21 protein-coding genes and 1 pseudogene are annotated in these 24,772 nt (G+C 62.6%); 8 read left to right on the top strand and 14 right to left on the bottom strand.

The genetic code is table 11. The features are described from left to right. Positions 1 to 112 precede the first annotated feature (112 nt). The 3 genes from AEQ63_RS03145 to AEQ63_RS03135 are packed head-to-tail and all read left to right on the top strand — an operon-like array spanning position 113 to position 3,871. Positions 113 to 1,429, top strand: a complete 1,317-nt coding sequence (locus AEQ63_RS03145) for an NAD(P)/FAD-dependent oxidoreductase (RefSeq protein WP_064361747.1) — start codon at positions 113 to 115, stop codon at positions 1,427 to 1,429. A gap of 47 nt (positions 1,430 to 1,476) precedes the next feature. After that, on the top strand, positions 1,477 to 2,379 hold the full coding sequence (locus tag AEQ63_RS03140) for a dihydrodipicolinate synthase family protein (protein ID WP_064361746.1): 903 nt from the start codon (positions 1,477 to 1,479) through the stop codon (positions 2,377 to 2,379). A gap of 1 nt (position 2,380) precedes the next feature. Beyond that, complete coding sequence (locus tag AEQ63_RS03135) at positions 2,381 to 3,871, top strand: aldehyde dehydrogenase (protein ID WP_064361745.1); 1,491 nt, start codon at positions 2,381 to 2,383, stop codon at positions 3,869 to 3,871. 93 nt (positions 3,872 to 3,964) lie between these two features. Here AEQ63_RS03135 and AEQ63_RS03130 read toward each other — a convergent pair. From AEQ63_RS03130 to cyoD, 3 genes and pseudogenes are all read right to left on the bottom strand, one after another. Beyond that, positions 3,965 to 4,135: pseudogene (locus AEQ63_RS03130) on the bottom strand (polysaccharide lyase family 7 protein); the annotation flags it as partial. A 42-nt stretch (positions 4,136 to 4,177) separates the two neighbouring features. Next, positions 4,178 to 5,353 (bottom strand): MFS transporter, encoded by a 1,176-nt coding sequence (locus tag AEQ63_RS03125; RefSeq protein WP_064361743.1) that lies wholly within the window; start codon positions 5,351 to 5,353, stop codon positions 4,178 to 4,180. 239 nt (positions 5,354 to 5,592) lie between these two features. Then, the gene (cyoD, locus tag AEQ63_RS03120; protein ID WP_064361742.1) at positions 5,593 to 5,949 is read right to left on the bottom strand and encodes a cytochrome o ubiquinol oxidase subunit IV; all 357 of its coding nucleotides are present in this window, start codon (positions 5,947 to 5,949) and stop codon (positions 5,593 to 5,595) included. Here cyoD and AEQ63_RS03115 point away from each other — a divergent pair. Continuing rightward, positions 5,942 to 6,124: a hypothetical protein gene (locus tag AEQ63_RS03115; protein ID WP_223259148.1), complete on the top strand. Its 183-nt coding sequence runs from the start codon at positions 5,942 to 5,944 to the stop codon at positions 6,122 to 6,124. The two genes, cyoD and AEQ63_RS03115, sit on opposite strands and share 8 nt — an antisense overlap. Positions 6,125 to 6,137: 13 nt before the next feature. Here AEQ63_RS03115 and galE (AEQ63_RS03110) read toward each other — a convergent pair whose 3' ends face one another. Next, a complete protein-coding gene (galE, locus tag AEQ63_RS03110) occupies positions 6,138 to 7,163 on the bottom strand; it encodes a UDP-glucose 4-epimerase GalE (protein ID WP_064361741.1) in 1,026 nt (341 codons plus the stop codon). 321 nt (positions 7,164 to 7,484) lie between these two features. On the opposite strand from galE (AEQ63_RS03110), the gene AEQ63_RS03105 reads away from it, so the two are divergent. Genes AEQ63_RS03105 through AEQ63_RS03090 form a run of 4 tightly spaced genes read left to right on the top strand, consistent with a single transcriptional unit; the run spans position 7,485 to position 12,767 of the window. Next, the gene (locus tag AEQ63_RS03105) at positions 7,485 to 8,654 is read left to right on the top strand and encodes a glycosyltransferase family 1 protein (RefSeq protein WP_064361740.1); all 1,170 of its coding nucleotides are present in this window, start codon (positions 7,485 to 7,487) and stop codon (positions 8,652 to 8,654) included. Then, positions 8,642 to 9,814, top strand: coding sequence for a UDP-galactopyranose mutase (gene glf, locus AEQ63_RS03100; RefSeq protein WP_064361739.1), 1,173 nt, complete (start codon positions 8,642 to 8,644; stop codon positions 9,812 to 9,814). The genes AEQ63_RS03105 and glf overlap by 13 nt, the downstream gene beginning before the upstream one ends. After that, positions 9,811 to 11,010: a beta-glucosidase gene (locus AEQ63_RS03095; protein WP_064361738.1), complete on the top strand. Its 1,200-nt coding sequence runs from the start codon at positions 9,811 to 9,813 to the stop codon at positions 11,008 to 11,010. The genes glf and AEQ63_RS03095 overlap by 4 nt, the downstream gene beginning before the upstream one ends. Further along, entirely contained in the window at positions 11,007 to 12,767 is a 1,761-nt protein-coding gene (locus tag AEQ63_RS03090) for an ABC transporter ATP-binding protein (protein ID WP_064361737.1), read from the top strand. The genes AEQ63_RS03095 and AEQ63_RS03090 overlap by 4 nt, the downstream gene beginning before the upstream one ends. A gap of 8 nt (positions 12,768 to 12,775) precedes the next feature. Here AEQ63_RS03090 and AEQ63_RS03085 read toward each other — a convergent pair whose 3' ends face one another. From AEQ63_RS03085 to AEQ63_RS03040, 10 genes are read right to left on the bottom strand one after another with little or no spacing between them, the layout of a single operon-like run. Continuing rightward, a complete protein-coding gene (locus AEQ63_RS03085) occupies positions 12,776 to 14,254 on the bottom strand; it encodes a family 16 glycosylhydrolase (protein ID WP_064361736.1) in 1,479 nt (492 codons plus the stop codon). Positions 14,255 to 14,285: 31 nt separating this feature from the next. Next, entirely contained in the window at positions 14,286 to 15,341 is a 1,056-nt protein-coding gene (galE, locus tag AEQ63_RS03080; RefSeq protein WP_064361735.1) for a UDP-glucose 4-epimerase GalE, read from the bottom strand. A 31-nt stretch (positions 15,342 to 15,372) separates the two neighbouring features. After that, on the bottom strand, positions 15,373 to 16,791 hold the full coding sequence (locus AEQ63_RS03075) for an oligosaccharide flippase family protein (RefSeq protein ID WP_064361734.1): 1,419 nt from the start codon (positions 16,789 to 16,791) through the stop codon (positions 15,373 to 15,375). A gap of 16 nt (positions 16,792 to 16,807) precedes the next feature. Then, positions 16,808 to 17,737, bottom strand: coding sequence for a glycosyltransferase family 2 protein (locus AEQ63_RS03070; RefSeq protein ID WP_064361733.1), 930 nt, complete (start codon positions 17,735 to 17,737; stop codon positions 16,808 to 16,810). Beyond that, positions 17,731 to 19,038: an O-antigen ligase family protein gene (locus AEQ63_RS03065; RefSeq protein ID WP_082367692.1), complete on the bottom strand. Its 1,308-nt coding sequence runs from the start codon at positions 19,036 to 19,038 to the stop codon at positions 17,731 to 17,733. Before AEQ63_RS03065 ends, AEQ63_RS03070 begins: the two co-directional genes overlap by 7 nt. A gap of 1 nt (position 19,039) precedes the next feature. Continuing rightward, positions 19,040 to 20,146 carry a glycosyltransferase gene (locus AEQ63_RS03060; RefSeq protein WP_064361732.1) on the bottom strand — a complete coding sequence of 369 codons (1,107 nt, stop codon included), beginning with the start codon at positions 20,144 to 20,146 and terminating at the stop codon, positions 19,040 to 19,042. Next, the gene (locus AEQ63_RS03055) at positions 20,143 to 21,222 is read right to left on the bottom strand and encodes a glycosyltransferase (RefSeq protein ID WP_064361731.1); all 1,080 of its coding nucleotides are present in this window, start codon (positions 21,220 to 21,222) and stop codon (positions 20,143 to 20,145) included. The genes AEQ63_RS03060 and AEQ63_RS03055 overlap by 4 nt, the downstream gene beginning before the upstream one ends. Before the next feature lie 11 nt (positions 21,223 to 21,233). Then, positions 21,234 to 21,941: a WecB/TagA/CpsF family glycosyltransferase gene (locus AEQ63_RS03050; protein WP_064361730.1), complete on the bottom strand. Its 708-nt coding sequence runs from the start codon at positions 21,939 to 21,941 to the stop codon at positions 21,234 to 21,236. Next, positions 21,938 to 23,296 carry a UDP-glucose dehydrogenase family protein gene (locus tag AEQ63_RS03045; protein WP_064361729.1) on the bottom strand — a complete coding sequence of 453 codons (1,359 nt, stop codon included), beginning with the start codon at positions 23,294 to 23,296 and terminating at the stop codon, positions 21,938 to 21,940. The genes AEQ63_RS03050 and AEQ63_RS03045 overlap by 4 nt, the downstream gene beginning before the upstream one ends. A gap of 46 nt (positions 23,297 to 23,342) precedes the next feature. Next, a complete protein-coding gene (locus AEQ63_RS03040) occupies positions 23,343 to 24,734 on the bottom strand; it encodes an undecaprenyl-phosphate glucose phosphotransferase (RefSeq protein WP_064361728.1) in 1,392 nt (463 codons plus the stop codon). Positions 24,735 to 24,772 lie beyond the last annotated feature (38 nt).

The following is a 24,772-nucleotide window of genomic DNA, read 5'->3' as shown; positions in this document are numbered from 1 at the left end:
AACTGACTGTTTGCGCCAATAACGGTTTTACCAGTTCCGGATCAACGCCACTGCGTGCGTTCGCTTTGTGCCGCGTGCGTTTTGCAACTTCAACGATTAACGGTTCAACACTATGAAAGTCAGTTCATTACCCGCCGACGATGACAGTTGTGGCTGGTTTCATCTGAGCAAACCGCGCAGCCCCGAGCCTGCGCACCGTGGGCAGCGTTCGGCGCGGTGGGTGATCATCGGCGCCGGCTTCACCGGACTCGCCTGCGCGCGGCAACTGGCGTTGAATTTTCCCGACGACGAAGTGGTATTGGTCGAAGCGCAGGAAGTTGGATTGGGCCCCTCGGGACGCAATGCCGGTTTTGCCATTGATCTGCCGCACGATATTGGTGCCGATGATTACATCGGTGATATCGCACTGGCCCGGACCAGTCTGAAACTCAATCTGGCCGGCCAATCGATCCTGCGGGATCTGGTCGATCAATACCGCATCGATTGCCAGATGAAGGCGTGCGGCAAATATCAGGCAGCCGTGGAGAATCGCGGTATCGCCGTACTCGATGCCTACCGCCGCGGTCTGGAGAAGCTTGACCAGCCGTTTCAAATGATCGACGCCGATGAGTTGCCGGAACATCTCGGTACGCATTTCTATCGCAAGGCGTTGTTCACGCCGGGTGCGGTGTTGCTGCAGCCATCCGGGCTGGTCAAAGGCCTGGCCGATAATCTGCCGGCCAACGTCACGCTGTATGAGCGCACGCCGATTCTCGAAGTGGAGTACGGCGCGAAGACCGTGCTCAGACATGCCCACGGCAGCATCACGGCCGACAAACTGATTCTGGCGAACAACTCGTTCGGCATGCGATTTGGTTTCCTGCAGGGACGCATGTTGCCGATCTACACCTACGCCAGCATCACCCGGCCGCTGACCGAGGAAGAGCAGGCGCGTCTGGGCGGCAAACCGTTCTGGGGCGCCATCCCGGCAGACCCGTTCGGCACCACGGTACGCCGCACGCCGGACAACCGCTTGCTGATCCGCAACAGTTTCACCTTCAACCCCGACGGCCGCAGCAACCGCAAATACAACGAGCGCTTCGTGCGTCGGCACAAGGCCTCGTTCGACCAGCGCTTCCCGATGCTGCCCGACGTCACGTTCGACTACACCTGGGGCGGCGCGCTGGCGATGTCGCGCAATCACACCGGCTTCTTCGGTGAGCTCGCGCCCAACGTCTATGGCGCGCTGGGCTGCAACGGCCTCGGCGTCACCCGCGGCACCGTCACCGGCAAGTTGCTGGCCGACTGGCTGGCCGGCCAGCGCGACGGACTGATCGATTTCCTCTTGCAGACGCCCGGCCCCAACAGCAACCCGCCTGAACCGTTCCTCTCGCTCGGGGTGAACATGAACCTCAAGTGGGGGCAGTACCGCGCCGGCAGAGAAAGCTGAAACACCTGAAGCCCGAATCCTGAATATTGAACCCTGGAGAAAACGCGATGAACTTTGATGGAATCTTTACCCCGGCCATTACCCCGTTGTCCGCCGATGGCCAGATCGACTATGCGGCGTTCTCCGAGGTGATCGAATACCTGATCGAGTCCGGGGTGCACGGCATCGTGATCGGCGGGTCGACCGGCGAGTATTACGCGCACACCGCAGAGGAGCGGGTCGCTGTGGCCCGGCGCGCGAAAGAGGTGATTCGCGGGCGCCTGCCACTGGTGGTCGGTACCGGCGGCATCCGTACCGAGGATTCGGTGTACTTCGCCGAGCAGGCCAAGGCATTGCAAGCAGACGCGATCCTGGTCGGCTCACCGCCCTATGCCTTGCCGACCCAGAAGGAGATCGCCGCCCACGTGCTCGCCGTGGACAAGGCCGCCGGTCTGCCGATCATGCTTTACAACTACCCGTCGCGGATGGGCGTGGCGATGGGCGACGAGTTCTTCGCGGCCATTGCCGACTGCAAGAACATCGCCGCGATCAAGGAAAGCTCGGGCGAGACCAGCCGTCTGCATCGTCTGGCTCACTCGCACCCCGATATCCAATTGTCCTGCGGCTGGGATGATCAGGCGCTGGAGTTCTTTGCCTGGGGCGCGCGCAGCTGGGTCTGCGCCGGTTCCAACTTCATCCCGCGTGAACACATTGCGCTGTACGAAGCCTGTGTCCTGGAGAAGAACTTCGACAAGGGTCGGCGGATCATGTCGGCGATGTTGCCGCTGATGGATGTCCTCGAAAGTGGCAAGTTCGTCCAGTCGATCAAGCATGGCAGCCAACTCAGCGGCCTGCGTGCCGGCGGTGTTCGCGCGCCGCTGCAAGCGCTGGAGCCTGCCGAGGAAGAGCAACTGCAAAGCGTGATTGAAACCCTGCAGAAGAACGTCGCGCGCATCGTCGAGGAGGCTTGAAATGGCAGACCTGCTGAGTAAAGAGCAATACCGTGAACTGGCAGCCAGGCTTGAGTTTCGCCATCAGGCATTCATCAATGGCCGGTTTTGCCCGGCAAAATCCGGCAAGACGTTCACCACGACCAATCCGGCCACCGAGCAGGTGCTGAGCGAGATTGCCGCGTGTGATGCCGAAGATATCGATCAGGCCGTCGCCGCAGCGAAAGCAGCGTTTGATGACGGCCGCTGGCAGTCACTCGCACCCTCGGCGCGCAAGTCGGTGTTGCTGCGCTTTGCCCAATTGCTGGAGGACAACGCCCATGAACTGGCGGTGCTGGAAAGCCTCGACAGCGGCAAGCCGATCCGCGAATGCCAGACCATCGACGTGCCGGAGACCATCCATACCTTGCGCTGGCACGCCGAGCTGATCGACAAGATTTACGACGCCACGGCGCCGGTCGGTTCTGGCGCGGTGACCATGGTCGTGCGCGAGCCCATCGGCGTGGTCGGGCTGGTACTGCCATGGAATTTCCCGCTGCTGATGCTCGCCTGGAAAATCGGCCCGTCGCTGGCCGCAGGCTGTTCGATCGTGGTCAAACCGGCCAAGGAAACCACCCTGAGCACCTTGCGCGTTGCCGAACTGGCGCATCAGGCGGGGATTCCCGCCGGCGTGTTCAACGTCGTCCCCGGCGGCGGTAAAGAGGCCGGCGAGCCGTTGGGTCGGCACCCCGACGTGGCGATGGTCAGCTTCACCGGCTCGACCGACACCGGGCGGCTGTTCCTCAAATATTCCAGCGAATCCAACCTCAAGCGCATCGTGCTGGAGTGCGGCGGCAAGAACCCGGCGGTGGTGATGAATGATGTCGAAGACATCGATGTGGTCGCGCAGCATGTGGTCAATGGCGCGTTCTGGAACATGGGCGAAAACTGCTCGGCCTCGTCGCGGCTGATCGTCCACGCCGAGATCAAGGAGGAACTCTTGCAGCGCGTGCAGGCGCACCTCGGCGACTGGAAAATGGGCGACCCCCTTGACCCTGAGAACCGCTTGGGTTCGATGATCAGCAAGGCGCATTTCGACAAGGTGCGTTCGTATCTTGATCTCGCCCGCGATGAAAAGCTCAACGTGCTGGTGGGCGGCCAGACCCGCAACGATATTTTCGTCGAGCCGACCATCGTCGATGGCGTCAGCCGTGACAGTCGCCTGTTCCAGGAAGAAATCTTCGGCCCGGTGCTGAGCGTCACGACTTTTCAGACCGTCGATGAAGCCATCGCGCTGGCCAACGACACGGCTTATGGATTGGCCGCTTCGGCGTATACCGGAAACCTGCGCCACGCGCTGAAGCTGTCGCGCGGCATCCGCGCGGGGATCGTCACGGTCAATTGCTTCGGCGAGGGCGATGCTTCGACGCCGTTCGGCGGCTACAAGGAATCGGGTTTCGGCGGCCGCGACAAGTCGATCTGGGCGCACGACCAATACACTGAACTGAAAACCATCTGGATCGACGCGTCGTAATTGGCGTTTAGATTTACCCGAGGGCCTGCCAGCACACGCTGCGCAGGCCCTTGCGCGTATCAGCCGCCTAGGTATGCGAAATCAACAGATCACTGATGGGCCCTTGGTCGGCGCGGACAGTTGCAGCGAGCCATCCGGCAGCACTGTGACGATACTCGGGAACTGCGCAATGGCCTCGGCGCCGTTGAGCTCGAGTGCAACCGGGTTGGTTGCCGAGACGGGAACCGGAGTGGAGAGGGTGAGATTGCTGATATTTACGGCCATGGTTTCTACTCCTGACGATAAAAATCATTGGCGCTCCAAGCCTTAGGTAACTCCTGAGCCGCACATTTGCCTGCGCGGACTTTCACCACCTCTCGGACCCAGCAGCATGGCGACGCACGCGGCCGCCGCAAAAACACACAAGGCAACGATCACGCCAGCAGCCTCCAGCACCGCGCCGAAGATCGGCGTGCCGGCGGTCTGACCGAGTGCCAACAGCAAAAACGGAATGCCCAGCCCCAGGTCCGGGCGATCCGGCAACAGGCTGATGCCTTGCAGCAGATAAACCCCTGACGAAACGATATACGCCGCGCCAAACAGGCACATCGCTGCAAGGCCCAAGCCGGCCGAGACGGAAGCAGCGGCGAGCCCCAGTGTGCCGAAGGCGATGCCGGCCAGCGCCAGATGCTGCATGCGTGCGACACCGAAGCGGCCGGTGAGCACGCCGGTCATGCAGCCACTGATCCCCGCAGCGCCCAACACGATCCACGCCCATGCAATCGACTGATCGCTGAAACCGGCCTGGCTGCGCAGGATATCGGCGCCGAATGTCCAGACCGCGGTGCTCGCCAATCCCATCAGGAAAGCGCTGGCGCACAACGGCAGCACACCAGGCCGACGCAGCATGAGCAGCGAAAAACTCTGCGAGGCCTCATGCTGAACCCGGTGCGGTACGGCAAACCACAGCCAGAGCGTGACGCCGATGCCGATCAAGGCAAACAGCGCATACAGCTCGCGCCATTGCCCGGCGGCCCCGATCGCGGCCAGGCCGGAAAAAACGATACCGACCGCCGTCCCGGCATTGATAAAGCCATTCGCTCGCGGGCGATCCGCATCAACCAGACGCGCCGCCACCGCACTGGCCAATGGCGGCGAGGTCAGACCCGTGCTCAATCCCGCCAGCGCAACGCCGCAGCCCAACGCCAATCCCGACGAAGCGATAACCACCAGGCCCATCCCCAGAGTTGCAGCCGCGCCGGCCATGACCGTCAACCCGCGCGGACTGACCTTGCCGTTGCAGACGAATGTCGCAACGATGCCTACGCAATAAGCGGCAAAAGCGCTGCCGCCGATCCAGCCGGCAGCGGACACGCTCAGCGCCAGATCCTGACGGATCTGCGGCAGCAACAGTCCATAAGCGAAGCGCGCCAGGCCATAGGACAACGCCGTCAGCGCGAACGCGGCCGCGACCAGATTGAGGCTGCGTCGATCAAGACTCACGATGAAAGCGTGCCGATGGCGCGAGGGTCGTATGAATAGTCAACGCCGCACTCGCAGGTGCACTCCGGGCCGGCGCACCCGGAGGTGGAAGGATCATTAGCCATCAGTGTCCTCGAGATTGTCTGTTGCTGAAGTCGTTACCGCTTCTGATAACGGACCTGCCTCTGGGTTTGATGATTTTCCACCGTACCCGATGGATGGTAGAGCGAAGGGCGAGGGCAGCACCCCGTTCAGCGGCGTCAGTGCGCCAGCATGTTGTGGTGGATGCTGCCCATGATCCATAGCGAAAGCCCGACCAGCAGCAGAATGATCACCACCGAGAAAATCAGCGCCCTGAGGTTCCAGCGCTGCTCCTTGGCGGTGTCCAGGTGCAGGAAGTATTTGAGGTGTGCGAAAACCTGCACCACACCCAGCGCGACCACCACCCAGGCGGTGACGCTGCGCGGCAGGGTCGGGTACATGACCAGGCCAAAGGGAATCACCGTCAGGATCACCGAAATGATGAAACCGACCATGTACGAACGACTGGTGCCATGGCTGGTGCCGGCACTGCTATGAATCGGGCTCTGGTTATACGGCGACGTGGAAATGTTCATCAGCGTCTACACCGCGACCGGCGAATGCGCCTACGAGCGCATCAGGAAACTGCCCGGCATCGAATGGGCGGTCGAGGATGCGCTCAAGCGCGGTATCGATCAGGCGGAACGCATCGCTGGCGGCGAGTCCGGGCGATTAACGTGTGCCGACGCGCACGGTCACGACAATGAATGACCGTGCGCAACGTTCAATTGGCCTGGCGCACGTCGACCTGCCCAAGCTGATTGCACTGCCAGCGCCAGGCATCGGCGAGCATGCACGGCAATGAGCGGCTCGCCTGCCAGTCCAGTTCTTCGAGGGCTTTATGCGGGTCCGCCCAGCACTGCGCGATGTCGCCCGGGCGCCGCGCTTCAATACGCAACGGGATCTTGATACCAATGACCTGTTCGAACGCGCTGACCACCTCCAGCACCGAATAGCCGCGCCCGGTACCCAGGTTCCAGACGCTCATGCCATGGCGATCGCGCAAGGCGTCGAGCGCGCAGACATGACCGAGCGCAAGGTCGACCACGTGCAGGTAATCGCGAATACCGGTGCCGTCCGGAGTCGGGTAATCGTTGCCGAACACTGACAGCTGCGCGCGTCGACCACTGGCGACTTCCAGCAGATAAGGCAGCAGGTTGTTGGGCGTGCTGGTGGGCGCCTCGCCGAGCAGGCCGGAAGGATGCGCACCGATCGGATTGAAATAGCGCAGCAGACCGATCGACCAGCGCGGGTCGGAGCTGGCGACACTCTTCATGATGTTTTCCGACATCAGCTTCGACATGCCGTAGGGATTGGTCGGCTGGCCGATGGCGCAGTTTTCGTTGATCGGCAGGGTGGCGCAGTCGCCGTAAACAGTGGCCGATGAACTGAACAGCAGATGGAACACTCCAGCCTGGGCCATGGCCTGGCACAAGGTCAGGCTGCCGCCGACATTGGTGTCGAAATAGCGCAGGGGCTCGCGCACGCTTTCACCGACCGCTTTCAACCCGGCGCAATGCACCACGGCATCGATCGGGTAATCGTGCAAAAGGTTATCGAGCAGTCGTCGATTGCGCACATCACCCTGAATGAACTCCGGTCGTTTTCCCGCCAGAGTACTGATGCGCTCGATCGCTGCGCGCTGGCTGTTGCACAAGTTGTCGAGAATCAACACGTCCACGCCCTGGCCCAGCCATTCCAGTGCGACGTGCGCACCAATATATCCCGCACCACCGGTAATCAAGATCATGCACCCGCCCTCCCAAGTACCGCCATCGGCCGATGGCTTTGTGCATGGTTTCGAGGCGCCTGTGCGGCAGCAAAAACCATGTTGTCCTGGACGGTAGGGGATGGATTGTCCGGCGAGTTCAACTTCGTTTGCCAGCCGGTATGTGCAGTTCATCGGCTGCGCCCAAGGTTGGGCTGAACGACGTGTGAACGCCGCTATTCCAACCTTCAAGAGCCTTACGGCCTCATCGAGAAATGCCCTGCACTTGCAGTGCCGACAAGTGAGACGGCCCGGTGGCTCGGCACTGTGTCGACTTGTTTTCCCCGATGAGGAATTTTCGCCATGAACCTTGCAGAACAACCCGAGGCGCTCGCACTGGCGAGTGCGCAGAATGCTCTCGAAACATCCCTTCAGGTGCGGCCCACGCTGGTGTGCCTGTCGCATTTGCGCTGGGGCTTTGTCTACCAGCGGCCGCAGCACGTCATGTCGCGATTGGCCAAACACTACGACGTGGTGTTTTTCGAGGAACCGGTATTTATCGCAGACGCCACGCCCAGACTCGAACTTTCGAATCCAGCAGCAGGGATAGAGGTCGCGGTGCCGCAGTTGCCCATCGGCATGAGTGGCGAGGCGATTGCTCAGGCGCAGCGGCAATTGCTCGATGAACACCTCGCCGGCCGCGTTCAGGGCGATCTGCTGCTGTGGTACCTCACGCCGATGAGCCTGCTGTTTACCGAGCACCTCGACGCGCGCGTCACCGTCTATGACTGCATGGATGAACTGTCGGCGTTCATGGGCGCGCCCGCGCAATTGATCGATATGGAGCAGCAACTGCTGGCCCGCGCCGACGTGGTGTTCACCGGTGGCTACAGCCTGTGGGAGGTCAAGCAACGCCAGCACGGCAATGCCTATCCGGTGCCGAGCAGCGTCGACATCGCGCATTTCGCCGCGGCGCGGCAGGCATTGCCGGAACCGCCGGATCAGGCAGGGATCGCGCGGCCACGCCTGGGCTTTTTCGGCGTGATCGACGAACGCTTCGATATCGAGTTGATCGAGCGCGTGGCGACGATGCGCCCTGACTGGCAGATCGTGCTGATCGGGCCGGTGGTGAAGATTGATCCGCAGACGCTGCCGCAACGTCCGAACATTCATTATCTGGGTTCGAAGCAATACACCGAATTGCCGGATTACCTGGCAGGTTGGGACGTGGCGCTGATGCCGTTCGCCCTCAATGCGTCCACGCGCTACATCAGCCCGACCAAGACCCCGGAGTATCTGGCGGGCGGTTGCCCGGTGGTGTCGACGCCGATTCACGACGTGGTCAGCGGCTACGGCGAGAGCGGCGCGGTGTTCATTGCCGCCACTGCCGAGGCTTTTGTTGAGGCGATCGAGAAAGCTTTGGCACTCAAAGGCACGCCGGAATTTCTGCAGTGCGCCGATGCCGCCATCGCCGGCATGTCGTGGGACAACACCAGTCGCTTCATGCAGGAGCAGATCGAATGCCTACGATAAGCCTGGAGCGCGCAAAGTCCTGCCCATCCTACGACTACCTGATCGTCGGTGCCGGGTTCGCCGGTAGTGTCATCGCCGAGCGTCTGGCCGAAGGACTGGGCCGTCGGGTATTGCTGATCGACCGGCGCCCGCACATCGCCGGCAATGCCTACGATCACTACGACGCCGCCGGCGTGATGGTGCATCGTTACGGTCCGCATATCTTTCACACCAATGCCCAGCGCATTGTCGACTACCTGTCGCGCTTCACTGAATGGCGACCTTACGAACATCGCGTCCTCGCTCAGGTCGACGGCCAATTGCTGCCGATTCCGATCAATCTGACCACGCTGAACAGGCTCTACGGCTTGTCGATGTCCTCCGAGGAAGCTGAGGTGTTCCTCGCCGAGCGCGCCGAACCGGTGGCGACCATTCGCACTTCCGAAGATGTGGTGGTCAATCAGATCGGCCGTGAACTCTACGAGAAATTCTTCCGTGGGTACACGCGCAAGCAGTGGGGGCTGGATCCGTCGGCGCTGGATAAATCGGTGACTTCGCGCATTCCGACGCGGACCAGCGAAGACGACCGCTATTTCGGCGACACCTTCCAGATCATGCCCACGGCCGGCTACACGCAAATGTTCGAACGCATGCTCGATCACCCGAACATCGATCTGTTGCTCAGTACGGATTTCAAGGCTGTGCGCGACGAGGTGAAGTACGAGCATCTGATCTACTGCGGCCCGATCGACGAATACTTCGATTTCCAGCTGGGCCACTTGCCGTATCGATCCCTGCGTTTCGAGCACCAGACACTCGAACAGGAACACTATCAACCGGTAGCGGTGGTGAATTATCCGCACCCGGACGTGCCGTACACCCGCATCACTGAATACAAACACCTGACCGGGCAAACGCACCCGTGCACCAGCATTACTTACGAATATCCGTGTGACGACGGCGACCCGTATTACCCGGTGCCCCGGGCGGAAAATACCGAACTTTACAAACGCTACCGCGCACTCGCCGAGCAGACGCCGAACGTCACGTTCCTTGGGCGGCTGGGCACCTACAAGTACTACAACATGGATCAGGTGGTGGGGCAGGCGCTGGCCCTGTATCGGGATATTCAAGCGGCGCAGGCACCCGCCACTGCCGCAACCGAGACCGATGCTTCATGACCGCGCAGCCGAAAGGCGACGAACCCGAGCCCGGCGCAGGCGCTCATTCGATCTTCAGCAGCTTCGTCATGGCCGGTTTCGAATGTTCCAGTCAGCGCCGCCAGGATGGTCGGCGCCTGGACCTGCTGGCCGACACCGGACACGCGCGCTGGGTGGACAAGGATTACCAGCGACTGAGCGGGTTGAACATTCGTTGTGCCCGCGACGGCTTGCGCTGGCACCTGATCGAACGCAGCCCCGGTCGCTATGACTGGAGCAGCTTCGTGCCGATGCTCAAAGCCGCGCAAGCGCAGCAGGTGCAAGTGGTCTGGGATCTGTGCCATTACGGTTATCCGGATGACCTGGATTTCTGGCGCCCGGCATTCGTCGAGCGTTTTGCCCGTTTCGCCGCTGCTGCAGCGACGGTGATGCTGGACGAGGGCGTCAGCGTGCCGTTCTACTCGCCGATCAATGAGATTTCGTTCTGGAGTTGGGCGGGGGGCGAGGTCGCGTACTTCAACCCGACCGCACGCGGGCGCGCGCAGGAACTCAAGCATCAACTGGTGCGGGCGAGCATCGCTGCGATCGAAGCGATTCGCGAACGGGCGCCCCATGCTCGGTTCGTCCAGTGCGATCCGTTGATCCATGTGCTCGCCGGCTCCAGGCGCAGCGACGATATCGAAGCGGCCGAAGCCTATCGGCTGTCGCAATTTCAGGCGTGGGATCTGCTCACTGGCCGCGAATGGCCCGGCCTGGGCGGGCAGGAGCATTACCTGGATATCATCGGTGCCAATTTCTATGCGCATAACCAGTGGTATTACCACGGCCGGCGCATCCTTCGCGGCGAGCGCGACTTCCGACCGTTGTCGGGCATGCTCAAGGAACTGCACCAGCGTTATCAGCGGCCAATACTGATCGCCGAAACCGGGGCCGAAGATGAAGAACGCCTGCCGTGGCTGGCTTACATCCTTGAGCAGACGCTGCTGGCCCTCGAACGCGGTGTGCCGGTGCAGGGGATTTGCTGGTACCCGTTTCTCGATTACCCGGGCTGGGATAACGGCCGGTATTGCCCCACCGGCGTGTTCGGCTACCCCGATGGCGAGGGCGAGCGCGCAGCGTTTCACCCGCTGCACGTCGAGCTGGCGCAGGTGCCCGAGCGGGTTGCCGGCTGTTTGCGCAGGGTCAATGGCGGGCACATTGAGGGGCGCGGGAGATGAACTTCCAGCAAATGCGCGATGAGCCCTTGCCGGCGTCGGCCGCTGCCTTCTTATGGCGCTACATCAGAATTCGTCCGGCGCACTTCATCGCCATGGTCGCACTGGTGATGGGCGCGGCGTGCTGTGCGGTGGTGGTGCAGTACGGCATGAAACTGCTGGTCGATGCCATGGCCGCCGGGTCGGCGGCGGACCAGGTCTGGCACGCGTTTGGCCTGTTCATGGCGTTGATCGTGATGGAAAACCTGCTGTGGCGCCTCGGCGGCTGGGTCGGCTGCCACACTATCGTCGGCAGTTGCGCCGATCTGCGCGTGGACCTGTTTCATCACCTGACCGGCCACCCGATGCGCTATTTCAAGCGGCACTTCTCCGGCTCGCTGGCCAATCGCGTCTCGGCGATCGGCGCTGCTGCCGACAAGGTCTATGGCGGGTTGACCTGGCGCATCGTGCCGCCGTGCGTGGATTTCATCGGTGCCGTGGCTTTGCTGTTGGCGGTGCACGGGGGCATGGCACTGGCCCTGGTCGGCTGCGTGATCGTGGTCGCCGCGCTGATCACCGTGTTCGGCGTGCGCGGCCGCAGCCGGCACATTGCTTTTGCTTCGCAGTCGGCGCGGGTCGGTGGCGAGATTGTCGATCTGGTGTCCAATGTCTGGACGATCAAGGCGTTCTCCGGGCGGCAACGCGAGCGTCTGCGCCTGGAGCGCGAGATCGGCATCGAAGCCGATTCGCACCGTAGCAGCTGGATGTACATGGAGAAGGCGCGGGTGCTGCACGACATCTGCCTGACCGTGATGGCGGGGGGCATGCTCGGCTGGGCGATCGTGCTCTGGCGAGCGGGGCAGGTCACGGCGGGCGATGTGGTGATGGTCAGCGCCTTGACCTTTCGCATCCTGCACGGTTCGCGCGAACTGGCGCTGGCCCTGGTGGAAACCAGCCAGCAGATGGGTGTCATCAGCGAGACGCTGGGCATCGTCGCCCAGCCCCACGAACTCAGCGACACCGCGGAAGAACTGGCGCCGACCCGTGGCCATATCAAGATGCTCGACGTGGGCTATGCGTACCCGGACGGGCGCAAAGTCTTCGAGCATTTTTTCCTGGATATCCCGGCGGGACAAAGCGTCGGCATTGCCGGCACTTCGGGCTCGGGAAAATCGACGTTGCTCGGTTTGCTGCAACGCCTGGATGACGTGCGCAGCGGGGTCATCCTGATCGACGACCGCGACATCCGCTCGGTCAGCCAGGACAGTTTGCGCCGACAGATCGCCGTGGTGCCGCAAGAGCCGACGCTGTTCAATCGCAGCATTCTGGAAAACATCGGCTACGGTCAGCCCCATGCCACCGAGCAGCAGATCATCGCAGCGGCGCATCAGGCGTTTTGCGACGAATTCGTCCAGGCGCTACCGCAGGGTTATCACACCCCGGTCGGTGAGCGTGGAGTGACCTTGTCCGGTGGCCAGCGCCAGCGTCTGGGGCTGGCGCGAGCGTTTCTGAAGGACGCACCGATCCTGATTCTCGACGAGGCGACCTCGGCACTGGATTCCGATTCGGAAGCGATCATCCAGCGTGCATTGAGCAACCTGATGCGCGGCAGGACCGTCCTCGCGGTGGCGCACCGGCTCTCGACCATCGCCAATTTCGACCGGGTGCTGGTGCTGGAGGACGGTGAGATCGTGCAGGATGGCACGCCGCAGGAGTTGCGCGAAAGTCAGGGACGGTTCCGCACGCTCTGGCAGATGCAGGCGATGGTGCACAACCGTTGAACGCGGGCCTATTGCGCTGAGCGTGTCCAGACCCTGACGTAATCAATGCGAAACACCGACGGCAGGTCAGCATCGTCGACCACCCCGAACCAGTCCCACATCGCTTCGCTGTCGAAAACGATTTGCATGGGGAAGTGCCAATAGGTGTTCTTCGCCTCCCGGACCAGAACGCCGTCGACGTACCAGCGCAACGTCTCGGGTTGCCAGTCGAAACCGTAGACATGAAAGGTACTGGCCAGCCGCCAAGGGGCATTCCAGGTGCTGCCGGAACTCAGGTGTTGATCATTCTGCGGTCTGGCCCAGACATGGGCATTCATGTTGTACCGGCGGTCAAACGTTTCGTTGCGGGTTTTGCCGCCGATTTCGAAGATGTCGATTTCCGTGGCGTTCTCCGGCAGCCCGGTCCACGCCAGCCAGAACGCACTGGAGCCGGCAGAGTTCATCGGCTTCGCCCGGGCTTCGTAATAGCCGTACATCCCCCGTTCGTTGGTGCGGACCATCGCCGAGCTGTAGTCCTTGTAGCCCAAGGCGACGTATTTCTCGGGGAGGGTCTGTTTGCGGAAAGTGATGTTCAGATTACCGCTGCCGACCTTGGCGTTCTCCGGTAAAAACAGCGCCGGTTTGCGCCCGAGGGAATCGGTGCCGGTGGCGTTGTTGACGTGCCAGCGTTGGGCATCGAGCGTGCTGCCGTTGAATTCGTCGGACAGCCGCGTATCGAGCTTCCAGCCGCCGGCATTGGCCTGATCTGACAACGGCAGATCGGGGGTAACGTGCGTCGGGGTCGGGCCTAACGGGCCAACCCGGGTCCACGCATCGGCCTGCTGCGGAACCACGACCGCCCACTTTTGCGCCAGATACTCGAACACGGTGCGGCGCTCGTCCTGATTGCTGAATGGACGGTCATACACCAGCACTTCGGCGATGTCGCCACGGAGGATTTCCGAGGTGCCGACCACGTTGCGCGCCACCGCGAACGGGCCGATCGGCACGTCACTGGTTTCCAGCAGCGCCAGCGCCGGCTCGTAGGCGCTGGTCTGCTGCACGCTGATGCCGAAATTCGGCGCGACGTTGTCGTTGTCCGCCAGTTGCGGGCGAGAGCTGAACAGTCGCTGCCAGGCCTTGCCGCCGGCCTGCTCGGGCAGACGTCGCGAGACGACGAACACCGTCACCGGGCCTTTGCTTGTGCGAATCGCCTGGCCCATGAACGCTGCCGTGCCGCTGAAACGCACCACACCGTGGCCGTTGAGGGCGTTGTCGACCCGCGTCGGCAAGGTCGTCGCCGCGCGGTTGTCGACGGTGACGTCATTGCCCTTGCCGGATTTATCCAGCCAGCGCACGACCTGGTTTTGCCCCTCCAGTGTCATCGCGGCCGGGTCATTGCCGTCCAGCCACAACACCAGGCCTTCAGTGACCGGTCCTGGAATATTGGCGTTGGCGCCAGCGCTCAGCAGCAGCAAGACAAACAGCATGCATGGTGATCTGTTCATGAGTCGTCCCTAACGTGAGTTGGCGGCGTTGTTACGTACCCACCGCCAGCAGCGGTGCCGGTTGCGGGCGGTAGCCCCATGGGTTGCTGGTCTGCCAGCGCCAGCTGTCGATGAGCATTTGTGTCAGCTCGCGTTGCGCGCGCCAGCCCAGTTCGCGCCCGGCCTTGCTTGCATCGGCGCGGCATTCGGCGACATCACCGGCGCGGCGCGGAGCGAAGCGGTAGGGGATGCGCAGACCGGTGACGTCTTCGAAGGCGCTGATGATCTGCAACACGCTGTAGCCGGTGCCGGTACCGAGATTCCAAACGTGCAGGCCATGCTCGTCGCCCTGCAAAACCTGCAGTGCCTTGAGATGACCAGCAGCCAGATCCAGCACATGGATGTAATCGCGAATACAGGTGCCGTCGACGGTCGGATAGTCGTTGCCATAAACGGTCAACGCCGCGCGCTGGCCGCTGGCAACCTCGGTCAGGCACGGCAGCAGATTGTTCGGCCGACCGTTGGGCGCCTCGCCGATCAGCCCGCTCTCGTGCGCGCCGATCGGATTGAAGTAGCGCAGCACGGCAATGTTCCAGCGCGCGTCGGCGACGGCGAGGTCGCTGAGCAATTCTTCGATCACCAGCTTCGAGCGTCCGTAAGGATTGGCCGGTTTGCCGGCGCCATGCGATTCCACGATCGGCATCACGGTCGGCTCTCCGTAGACAGTGGCCGATGAACTGAACACCAGATTGAACACGTGGGCGCGGGCCATCGCCTGACACAGGTTCAGCGTGCCGACCACGTTGTTGGCGTAGTAATCCATCGGCCGACGCATGCTTTGCGCGACCGCTTTGAGACCGGCGAAATGCAGCACCGCGTCGATCGCGTAAGTGCTGAAAATCTCCTCCAGCAACGCCGCGTCGCGGATATCGCCTTCGATGAAATCGATGTGCGAATGACTCAACAGCTCGAGCCGTGTGATGGCCTCGCGGCTGCTGTTGCACAGGTTGTCGAGGATCAGAACCGAGCGTCCGGACTCGATCAACTGCAATGCCGTGTGCGAACCGATGTAGCCGGCACCGCCCGTGATCAACGTGGTTTTGCGCATGACGACGTGCTCCATTGCGAGGAAATCCGGCTCAGCGGGCGGTGAACACCAACTTGAATTCTTGCGGCCAGCGCGGGTGCAGCAGGCTGTAGGCCAAGGCGTAGGTCAGCGTGCCGATGGCGATGTCGCCGGCCAGGTGCGCATAACCGGACAGGCCGGTCTGCCGCGACAGCCACATCACCACCACGACCATCACGACAGAGGCAAGCAGGCTGCGGTAACTGGACTGGAAGAAGCTGCGCCAGTCGTAACCGATGGCGGCGTGCAGGCCGCGCACCTGCAATGGCGTGATCAGCAGCATGCGCAGCAGCAATGCCAGCGCCGCCGCCATGCCGCCGTAGCTCGCCCCGAGCAGATACACCAGCGCCAGCGCGAGCAGGGTGGTGGCGACTTCGGCCTTGAGCGTCAGATGCGTGCGATTGACCGCCACCAGCGCAGTGGTCGCATACAGCGCCAGATTGCCCAGCGCCGCCGTGCCGGCGAGCACTTGCAGCAAGGGAATCGCGTCGGCCCATTTCGCGCCGAAGATCAGCAGGATGATGTCTTCGGCGGTCAGGGCAATGCCGAAAAACAGCGGGGTCAGCACGAAGCCGCTGATTGCCGTGGAGTCGCCGATGACGCCGATCAGCCGCGCCGGTTCGGCACTGCGCCGGGCGAACACCGGCAGGGCATAACTCATCAAGCCGTTGTAGATCGCCGAGCGCGGCAGGTCGATGATGCGCATCGCCAGGTTGAACATGCCCACCGCGTGCGCCCCGGCAGTCAGGCCGAGAATCAAGTTGACGCCGCGTTGCAGGGTTTGCGAACTCATGACGTTGACGCAGACCGGGAGCCCGGCGCGCAGCAGTTCGCCCAACACCTGGCGGTCGATCAGCAAGGGAATGCGCCGACGCTCGCTGCGCATCAGCACCAGCGTGGAAATGCCGTCCATGATCAGCGCCTGCGCGACCACCGCCCACGGGCCGAAACCCAGCAGCGCAACAGCCACGCCGCCAACCCCGCCAGCGACTTTGCCGAGCAAGGTGCGCGAGGCCAGCAGCTTGAAATTGCCGCTACGGCGCATCTGTGCCACATACACCCGGGCCATCAGGGTGAAGAGGATTTTCACTGAGGCCACGGCGGTCATCCAGCGCAGTGCGGTGGACGGCGTATACAGCACCACCGCCAACGAGATCAACGCAATCGACAACAGACTGACCAGTACCGCAAACCAGAACACGCTGCTGATGTGTTTGTCTTCCATCCGCTGCAGGCGCACCAGCGGGTCTTCGAGCATCGACGAGAAAAGAATGCCGACCACTTCGACCACGGCGATGATCAGCGTGCCGATGCCCAGCTCGGTGGGCGTCAGCAAATGCGCGTAGACGACAAAGGTAATCATCGACAGGAAAATCAGGCCGAACTTCTCGGTGAAAATCCATACGAGGGTCATCAGGCGACGGTTGGCCATGGCGCGATCCCTGAATTCAGCGGCTGTTGCCCAGGTTTTTCAAGCAGGCGTAGAGGTAGCGCAGGGTCGGTTTGCCCTGGGAGAAAAACAGCGTCTGCCACGAATGCCCGAGCATCTGCCGGAACACCTCGATGACCCGTGGATGATCGCCGCGCCGGGAAAACGCATTGAGAAATTCCGCATGGTTGGCGAGGACGAAATAGATCCGCTGCTGCTTGTTCAGCCGGGTGCCGTAGCGCGCCAGGTACAGCTGAATGAAACGCAGCTTGTGCGGGTAATACTTGTGCGGTTGCGCGGTGATGTTGGCGGCGTTGACGGCGCGCCAGTGCAGGATCTGCGGCACGCTGTGGATCTCGCTGATTTCCGCGATGCGCGTCCACAGCAGACGATCCTCGGCGAAGCGCAGGCTCTGATCGAAGCCGCCAATGGCGACGATGATTTCGCGCAGGGCGAGTACGCCGGAGGTGCCGTTGATGATGTTTTCGCGCATGAAATCGGCAAAGTGGTCGCCGTGTTTGCAGCGGTCCTCCAACTGGCGTTTGCCGTCGCTGAATTCGCTCATCTGAAAGCAATCGATCAGACCGACCTTGCGCCCCTGTTGGCTCAGTTCGGCGTGCAGGGTCAGTTGTTTTTGCAGTTTCTCGGGATGCCAGCGGTCATCGGCATCGAGGAAGGCGATAAAGGTTTCCTCGGCACTGAACACGCCGCGATTGCGCGCACTGGCCGGGCCTTGGTTGGGCTGCTGCAACAGCACGATGGGAAAGGGCGCGGCGTACTGCTTGACGATCTCTGGCCCGGCATCGCTGGAACCGTCATCGACGACGATGACTTTGTCCGGCAGCCGGGTTTGTGCACTCACCGAATCCAGCGTGCGTTGGATGCTGGCGGCGGCGTTGTACAGCGGAATCACCACGCACACGGTGACGGCCGAGGGATCATTCAGCATGGGCGTTGCTCCCTGAAAGTGGTGCGCATCGGCCGAGCGCTGGCGACTGGCAGCGGCTGCGTACGGGCGACGAGGTGGTGGCGGAAGGTCAGGCTGAGCACGCAGAAAATCAGGAACTCGCCCGAGCGATAGTTGGGGATCACATAGGCGACGTAATTGGTGACCACAAACAGGCCGATGATCACCAGCGCACAGGCCTGATAGCGCGCCGACTGATCCGCCGTGATCGCCCGATAACGCTTGCTCAGCGTCTGGGCAAACATCAGCAGCAGAGCAATCAGCTGAATCAGGCCGCCGTTGAGCAGGGTTTCGACGTAGCCGCTGTGGGCATTGCCGATGTAGCCCCAGCGGGTAATGAACGCATCGGCATCTGCGCTGGCCCAGAACGCGCCGAAGCCGTAGCCCTTGAGAAATTGCGCATCGATCAGCGGCTGCAACAGCTCCCAGATCAACGTGCGGTCAGTGAGTGACGGGTCGCGGCCGACCAGTTCCAGCAGCATGGCGTAGTTGGCGTAAAGCACCCCACACAAGAGGAAGAACACCAGCGTCGCGGCGGTGAAGGCCAGCAGGGAGCGGTTGATGCGCAAGCGGATCAGCGTGATGAAGTAGGCGTAACTGGCGGTGCCGGCGACGATCAGCGCAATCGCCGTGGCCGACTGCGCCAGGCCAATGGCGATCAGCGCGAACAGCCCGTAGAGGATTGCCAGCGGGTTGCGTTGGCGGATCATCGGCAGCAGCAACAGGATCGCAATCGCGTTCAGGCGTGCGCCAGCGTTCTTTTCCGCGAACACGCCGCGAAAGGCACCGTCACGGATGCCACCGGAAATGAAGGCGATGTCCGGGCGAATCACGGCGAAGATCAACCCGACCAGCGCCGCCGCACCGATCACGCAACCGAACAGAAAAGCGATCCGCTCGATGCTGTAGCGCCAGGCGATGAAACCGGCGAAGAACACTACGCTGAGCAGCGCGACGAAACGCTTGAAGCTGAGCATCGGCTCGCTCGACCAACTGATCGACGCCGCCACGCAGCCGAGGAACACCAGCAAAAACAGGTTCTGCCGGTAGAAGCTCTTGCTGAGAAAAACCTTGTGGCGGATGAAAAAGAACAGCGGCACCAGCAAGGTCAGCAAGCCGCAGACCTGATTGGCCAGATTGCCTTCCAGATCCTGCTGCGCATCGTCCAGCGTGCTGACATTGCCCAGGCGCAGAAAGAAGCCGATCACTTGCGTATAGAACAGCACGCCAAACAAGGTGAAGGCGTCGGCCAGCGTCGAATAACGCACTTGCAGGCGGTTCATCTCAGCGCCTCCCGAGTAACGCCTTGAGGTAGGTCTGCACCGCGCGAGCGCTGACAAAACGCGCGGCAGCATCGATGCGACGCTGGCGATGCAGGGCGCGCGGCGCGGACATTTGTGCGCTGATCGCGGCGGCGAGAGCGTTCGGGTCGTCGACCTCGACCAAGGGCGCGACGGCGCCGTCGGCGAGAATTTCCTGCGGGCCATACGGGCAGCGCGTCGCCACTACCGGGGTGCCGGTCGACAAGGCTTCGACCAAGGCATTGGGGCTGCCCTCGAAACGCGACGACAAGACAAAGCAATCTGCCCGAGCGATCTCGGCGATTGGATCACTGGCGTAACCCGGCAGATCGCAACGCTGTGCAACGCCGAGCGCTGTCGCTTGGGCCAGCAGTTCGCCGCGCAGGGCGCCTTCGCCGAAGATGATCAGCCGCGCATCGCCTCGCGGCAGGCGGGCGAAGGCGTCGATCAGGGTGTCGAACCCTTTTTGCTGCGCCAGCCGACCCACGGCGACGATCACCGGGGTGGTTTTGTCCTTGAGCCAGGGATGGCTGGGCGCGGCGGCAGGTTTGTCGCGAAAATCGTTGTCGAGCACCGGGTTGTCGGCGGTGGTCACATCGCGCGGACGGGCGATGGTGGTGTCGACCAGATCTTCGGCAACGCCTTGCGACACGCAGATCACCGGGTTGGGAATCAGCCGGTATAGCCACGGCGCCAGCCAGTAGGCGAGCTTCACCGACAGGGCCGGGTTGACGTGCTTGTCCCGCGAGAATGCATTGCGCTCGCTGACATGCAGCCGCGCCAAAGTCCCGGACAGCACAGCCGCGGCAATCGCCACGACGTTGACGTGGGTGAGGGCGGCCAGTTGCGCGTCGTATTGATTGCTGCGCAAAAAACGCGTCAGCGCCGGCACCGCCGCTGCGCTGCGCGGACTGTCGAGCAGCACTTGCCTGACCCGTGGGTCGAGCGCCGGTTGATTGATGCCGGCACCGGTGAGCATCAGCAACGTGACTTCGTTGCCGGCTTCAACCAAGGCACCGGCGAGGCGCACCATCATTTTTTCAGCGCCGCCGGCGCCGAGGTCCTGGAGGATGATCAGCAGTTTTTTCATCGGTTCCACACCTGGTAATAAGCCTGAGCGGCGTACTGGCTGGTATAGGGCTGGATCGCTTCGCTGACCGAGCGTCGGGCCGGCGCAGCGGATTCGCGGCTGGCCAGACTGTCGAGCAGCGCCTTCGCCAGGGCCGGCACATCGTTAACCTTGACCAAGCGCCCGAGGCGTCCGTCGTCGAGCAACTCCCGCGGCCCGCTGCCGCAATCGCTGGAAATCACCGCCGTGCCCAGTGCCAGCGCCTCGACCAGCACCGTCGGCAAACCTTCGTGCAATGAGCTGAGCACCAACAGCTGCGCATGGCGAATCAGCGGATAGGGATTGCGCAGATGCCCGGTGAAATGCACCAGACGTTCGATGCCCAGTCGTTGCGCCTGCGCTTCAAGCTCTGCGCGCAACGGGCCGTCGCCGGCAATCACCAGATAGGGCAGCGTGCGCTGTTGCGCTGCCAGCGCATAGGCTTCGAGCAACAGATCGAAGCCCTTGGTTTCCACCAGTCGGCCGATCCCCAGCCAGTAATGATGGGGCACACCACCGGGCAACGGCGCTTGTGCCGCATGCAACAGTTGCTCGCTGATCACCGCGTTCGGGCAATAACGGATGCGCGGCTGGCCCCAGGGCATCAACCCGGCCAGTGCCTGGCGCAAACCTTGGGACACCGCGACCACCTTGCCGCTGCCACACAGATACAACGCGTACAACAGGCGCAGGCTGGCGCGCCCGGTGTTCTGTTCGGCGCAATCCAGTGCGGCGTGGCGGGTGTAGATGACTTGGCACGGACTGCCCAAGGTGGCGAACCAGGTGCAGAGATTGGCCTGCTCCTTGGCGCCGATCAGATGCGTCACGCCTTCGCGAAGAATCAAGCGGCGCAGCAGCACGATCGATTTCAGCCAGCCAACGAGGCCGCCGCCACCACCGGCAAGGCTTGGCGCGCCGTCGATGTTGGGCGAGTCGCCGTTCATGACGAAAAAACTCACCCGCCGGCCGTCCGCCAGGAACTGCTCGGCGAGGCGTTGCTGCACGCACTCGACGCCGCCGCCAGTCTGGTAATCCTTGAGCGTGAACAGAATATGCATCGGCACAATCCTCATGGGGCGGTGACATTGATCGCCACTTGCTGGCGCAGAATCAGTTCGGTCAGGCGCAGGGCATTGCTCGGGTAGTCGAGCAGGTAACGCTTGATCGTGTGCGGCCCGCGGTCCATGCGGTAGAAGGCGCGCAGGTGCAGGCGGTTGATGGCGTCGGGGTAGTAGCGCTCGCTGGCATTCGCCTCCTGACGAAGGAAACCGCCGCAGGTGAACGCCACGCCGCTGAAGCCCCCGCGCAGCGCATCGAGGACAAAGCGCTCCTGCAGCCCGGCGCCGAGGCCGACCAGCAGCAGGTTGGTCCGCTGCCGACGGATGTCAGCCTGCAGCGCCGCGGCCTGCTCGGCGTCGAAGTAACCGTTGTGCGCGCCAACCAGCTGCAGGCGCGGGTACTGCGTGCCGAGCTTCTCCACGAAACGATCAAGCTCCGCCTGCCGCGCGCCGACTACGTAGACGCGTTTGCCGCGTTGCTCCGACTCGCGCAACACCGGATCGGCAATCGAGGTGAAATCGAAACTGACCCGCTCCACCGCGCGCCCGGTAATGCGCGACATGAACCCGGACATCAGCATGCCGTCGCAGAAATACGCCAGCGACGGCGGCGGTTGGCGGATGAAACTGCCGATCGAGGCGAAGTTGAGAAAGGAGAACGCCCGGTTCGATTCCAGCAGCGCCGGCGAATAACGATCCAGCAATTCCAGGCGGATCATGACGCGAGATCCTGTGCTTCTGCGGCGCAGGTCGGCCGGCCCACGCTGATGTAGGTGAAGCCGCGCGCGCTGAGGCGTTGCGGATCGAACAGGTTGCGGCCATCGAAGATCAGCGGGTTTTTCAGCTGGCGGGCGAGCAATTCGAAGTCCGGCGCGCGAAACGATTGCCACTCGGTGACGATCACCAGCGCGTCGGCATTTTTCAGCGCCGCCTCTTTGGTGCCGGCCAGGGTCAGGTCGTCCCGCGGGCCGTAAAGCTGCTGCGCCTGCTCCATGGCTTTCGGGTCGAACGCCTGCACGCTGGCGCCAGCGCGCCACAACGCTTCCATCAACACGCGGCTGGGGGCTTCGCGCATGTCGTCGGTGTTGGGCTTGAAACTCAGGCCCCAGAGGGCAAAGGTTTTGCCTTCAAGGGCACCGTTGAAGTGATCGGCAATCTTGTGGAACAGCGTGCTTTTCTGCTCATTGTTGCGCGACTCCACCGCCCTGAGCAGGCGCGCATCGATGTCGACGCCGTGGGCGGCATGGATCAGCGCACGCACATCCTTGGGAAAACACGAACCGCCGTAACCGATGCCGGGATAGATGAACTGGTAGCCGATGCGCGGATCCGAACCGATGCCGTGGCGGACCATTTCGATGTCGGCGCCAAGCTTTTCGGCAAGCCCGGCCATCTCGTTCATGAAGCTGATCTTGGTCGCCAGCATGCAGTTGGCGGCGTACTTGGTCAGCTCGGCGCTGCGCACGTCCATGACGATGATTTTTTCGCGGTTGCGATTGAACGGTTCGTACAGCTCGCGCATCACCGCTTCGGCGCGGGGGCTGTCGGTGCCGATGATGATTCGGTCCGGGCGCATGCAGTCGTCGACCGCGCAGCCCTCCTTGAGGAATTCCGGGTTGGACACCACGTCGAAGGTCAGCGCAGCGCGGCCGCTTTCGGCGAGGATGGTGTTGATGCACTCGCGCACCCGATCCGCCGTACCCACCGGGACCGTGGATTTGTCGACGATGATCTGCTCGCCGCGCAGGTGCTCGCCGATGGTACGGGCGACGCTCAGCACATGTTTGAGATCCGCCGAACCGTCCTCGTCCGGTGGGGTGCCAACGGCGATCAACAACACGTCGCCGTGCTTTACCGCAGCGGCCAGATCACTGCCGAATTGCAGGCGACCGCTGTGATGGTTTTCCCGCACCAGGCTTTTCAGCCCCGGTTCGTAAATGGGCAGGCTGCCGTCGTTCAAGGCCTGCACCTTGGCCGCGTCGACATCCACACACAGCACGTTGTGGCCGACCTCGGCCAGCGCGGCGCCCTGGACCAGTCCGACATAACCGATACCGAATACACTCACATTCATGGGAAAACCTCATGCGCGGCGGGGTGGGCCAGAGCGCTGGCCGCAGTCAGTAGATGTTTTTCGAGAACAGGGTGAAGGGCGTCTTCAGCAGGATCTTGATGTCCAGCCACAGCGACCATTGATTGATGTAATTGAGGTCCTGGGCGACCCGGCGCTGCATCTTTTCCACGGTCTCGGTTTCGCCGCGGTGCCCGGTGATCTGCGCCAGACCGGTGATGCCAGGCTTGAGCCGATGCCGCGCCATGTAGGCGCGCACCTTGCCGGTGTAATAGATGTTGTGGGTGACTGCGTGCGGGCGCGGCCCGACCAGCGCCATGTGCCCGAACAGCACGTTGAACAGTTGCGGCAGTTCGTCGATGGAGCTGCGCCGCAGAAAGCGTCCCAGCGGCGTGACGCGGTCATCGTCGCGGGTGGCCTGACGCACTTGCTGATCGTCGTGCACGCGCATCGAGCGAAACTTCCACACGCGGATCACTTCGCCGTCGCAGCCATGGCGGTTCTGCTTGAACAGCACGGGCCCCGGCGACGTCAGCTTGACCGCGATGGCCACGCCGAGCAGCAGCGGGCTGAGCAGCATCAGTGCCATCGCCGCGACGCTGCGTTCGAACAGGTCCTTGCAGAACAGGCTTCCGGGGTGCGAGGTGAGCAGGCTTTCGTTGAGGTAGATCGCCGGCATCCGCTCGATCTCGGAGATCGAATGATTGAGCAACACCATGCTGCCCAGATCCGGAATCCACACCACGTCGACGTTCATGTCGAGCAGGTTGATGTACAACGCTTCGATGGTCGCCGCCTCGGCCATCGGCAGCACGATGTACACCCGCCGCGCCTGCAAGCGGGTGATGATCTCGCGGATGTCTTCGACCTCGCCGAGCAGCGGCAGAATGCTCGGCGCCGGGCCGCTGTCGGCTTTTGCCGCGACGAAACCAAGCAGCAGCGCGCGATCCGGGTCGAGGAGTTTGCGCGCCAGCTCATGGGCGGTCGGGCAGGTGCCGATGATCACCGCGCGGCGCTCGTTGCAGATCATCTTGGTGTACATGCGCACGAACAGATGCAGCGGCAGAAACGTCGCCGCCTGAGCAAGAAAACCCACCACCGCCCAGACAATCACCACCTGCCGGGAAAACAACGCGCTGGTCTGGGTGACGAAGGCGATGCTCATCAGCAGCCCGAGCAGAATCAGCCAGCCGGCGAGCAAGCGTCCGAGCCCGACCAGCAGGCCATGACGTTTGTGATAGACCTGGACGAGGCTGTAGACCGGCATCGAGCCGAGCACGGTGAGGATGATCAGCAGCCGGTATTCACTGGGCAAGGCGCCGATGCGCCAGTGCACCAGCACCATCAGCAACAGGTTCACCAGGGTCATTGCGCACAACCATTGCCCCCAGAAAGTGAGGCCGCGACGCTGTGCCATTTGCGCGGAATATTGCGAGGTCATCGGCACGATCTCCGATTCATCGAACAGGGAAGGGATGG

Origin of the sequence: Pseudomonas sp. RIT-PI-o (assembly GCF_001297215.1) — a bacterium.
GTDB lineage: Bacteria > Pseudomonadota > Gammaproteobacteria > Pseudomonadales > Pseudomonadaceae > Aquipseudomonas > Aquipseudomonas moraviensis_A.
This window is presented reverse-complemented; position numbering and strand designations above follow the sequence as displayed.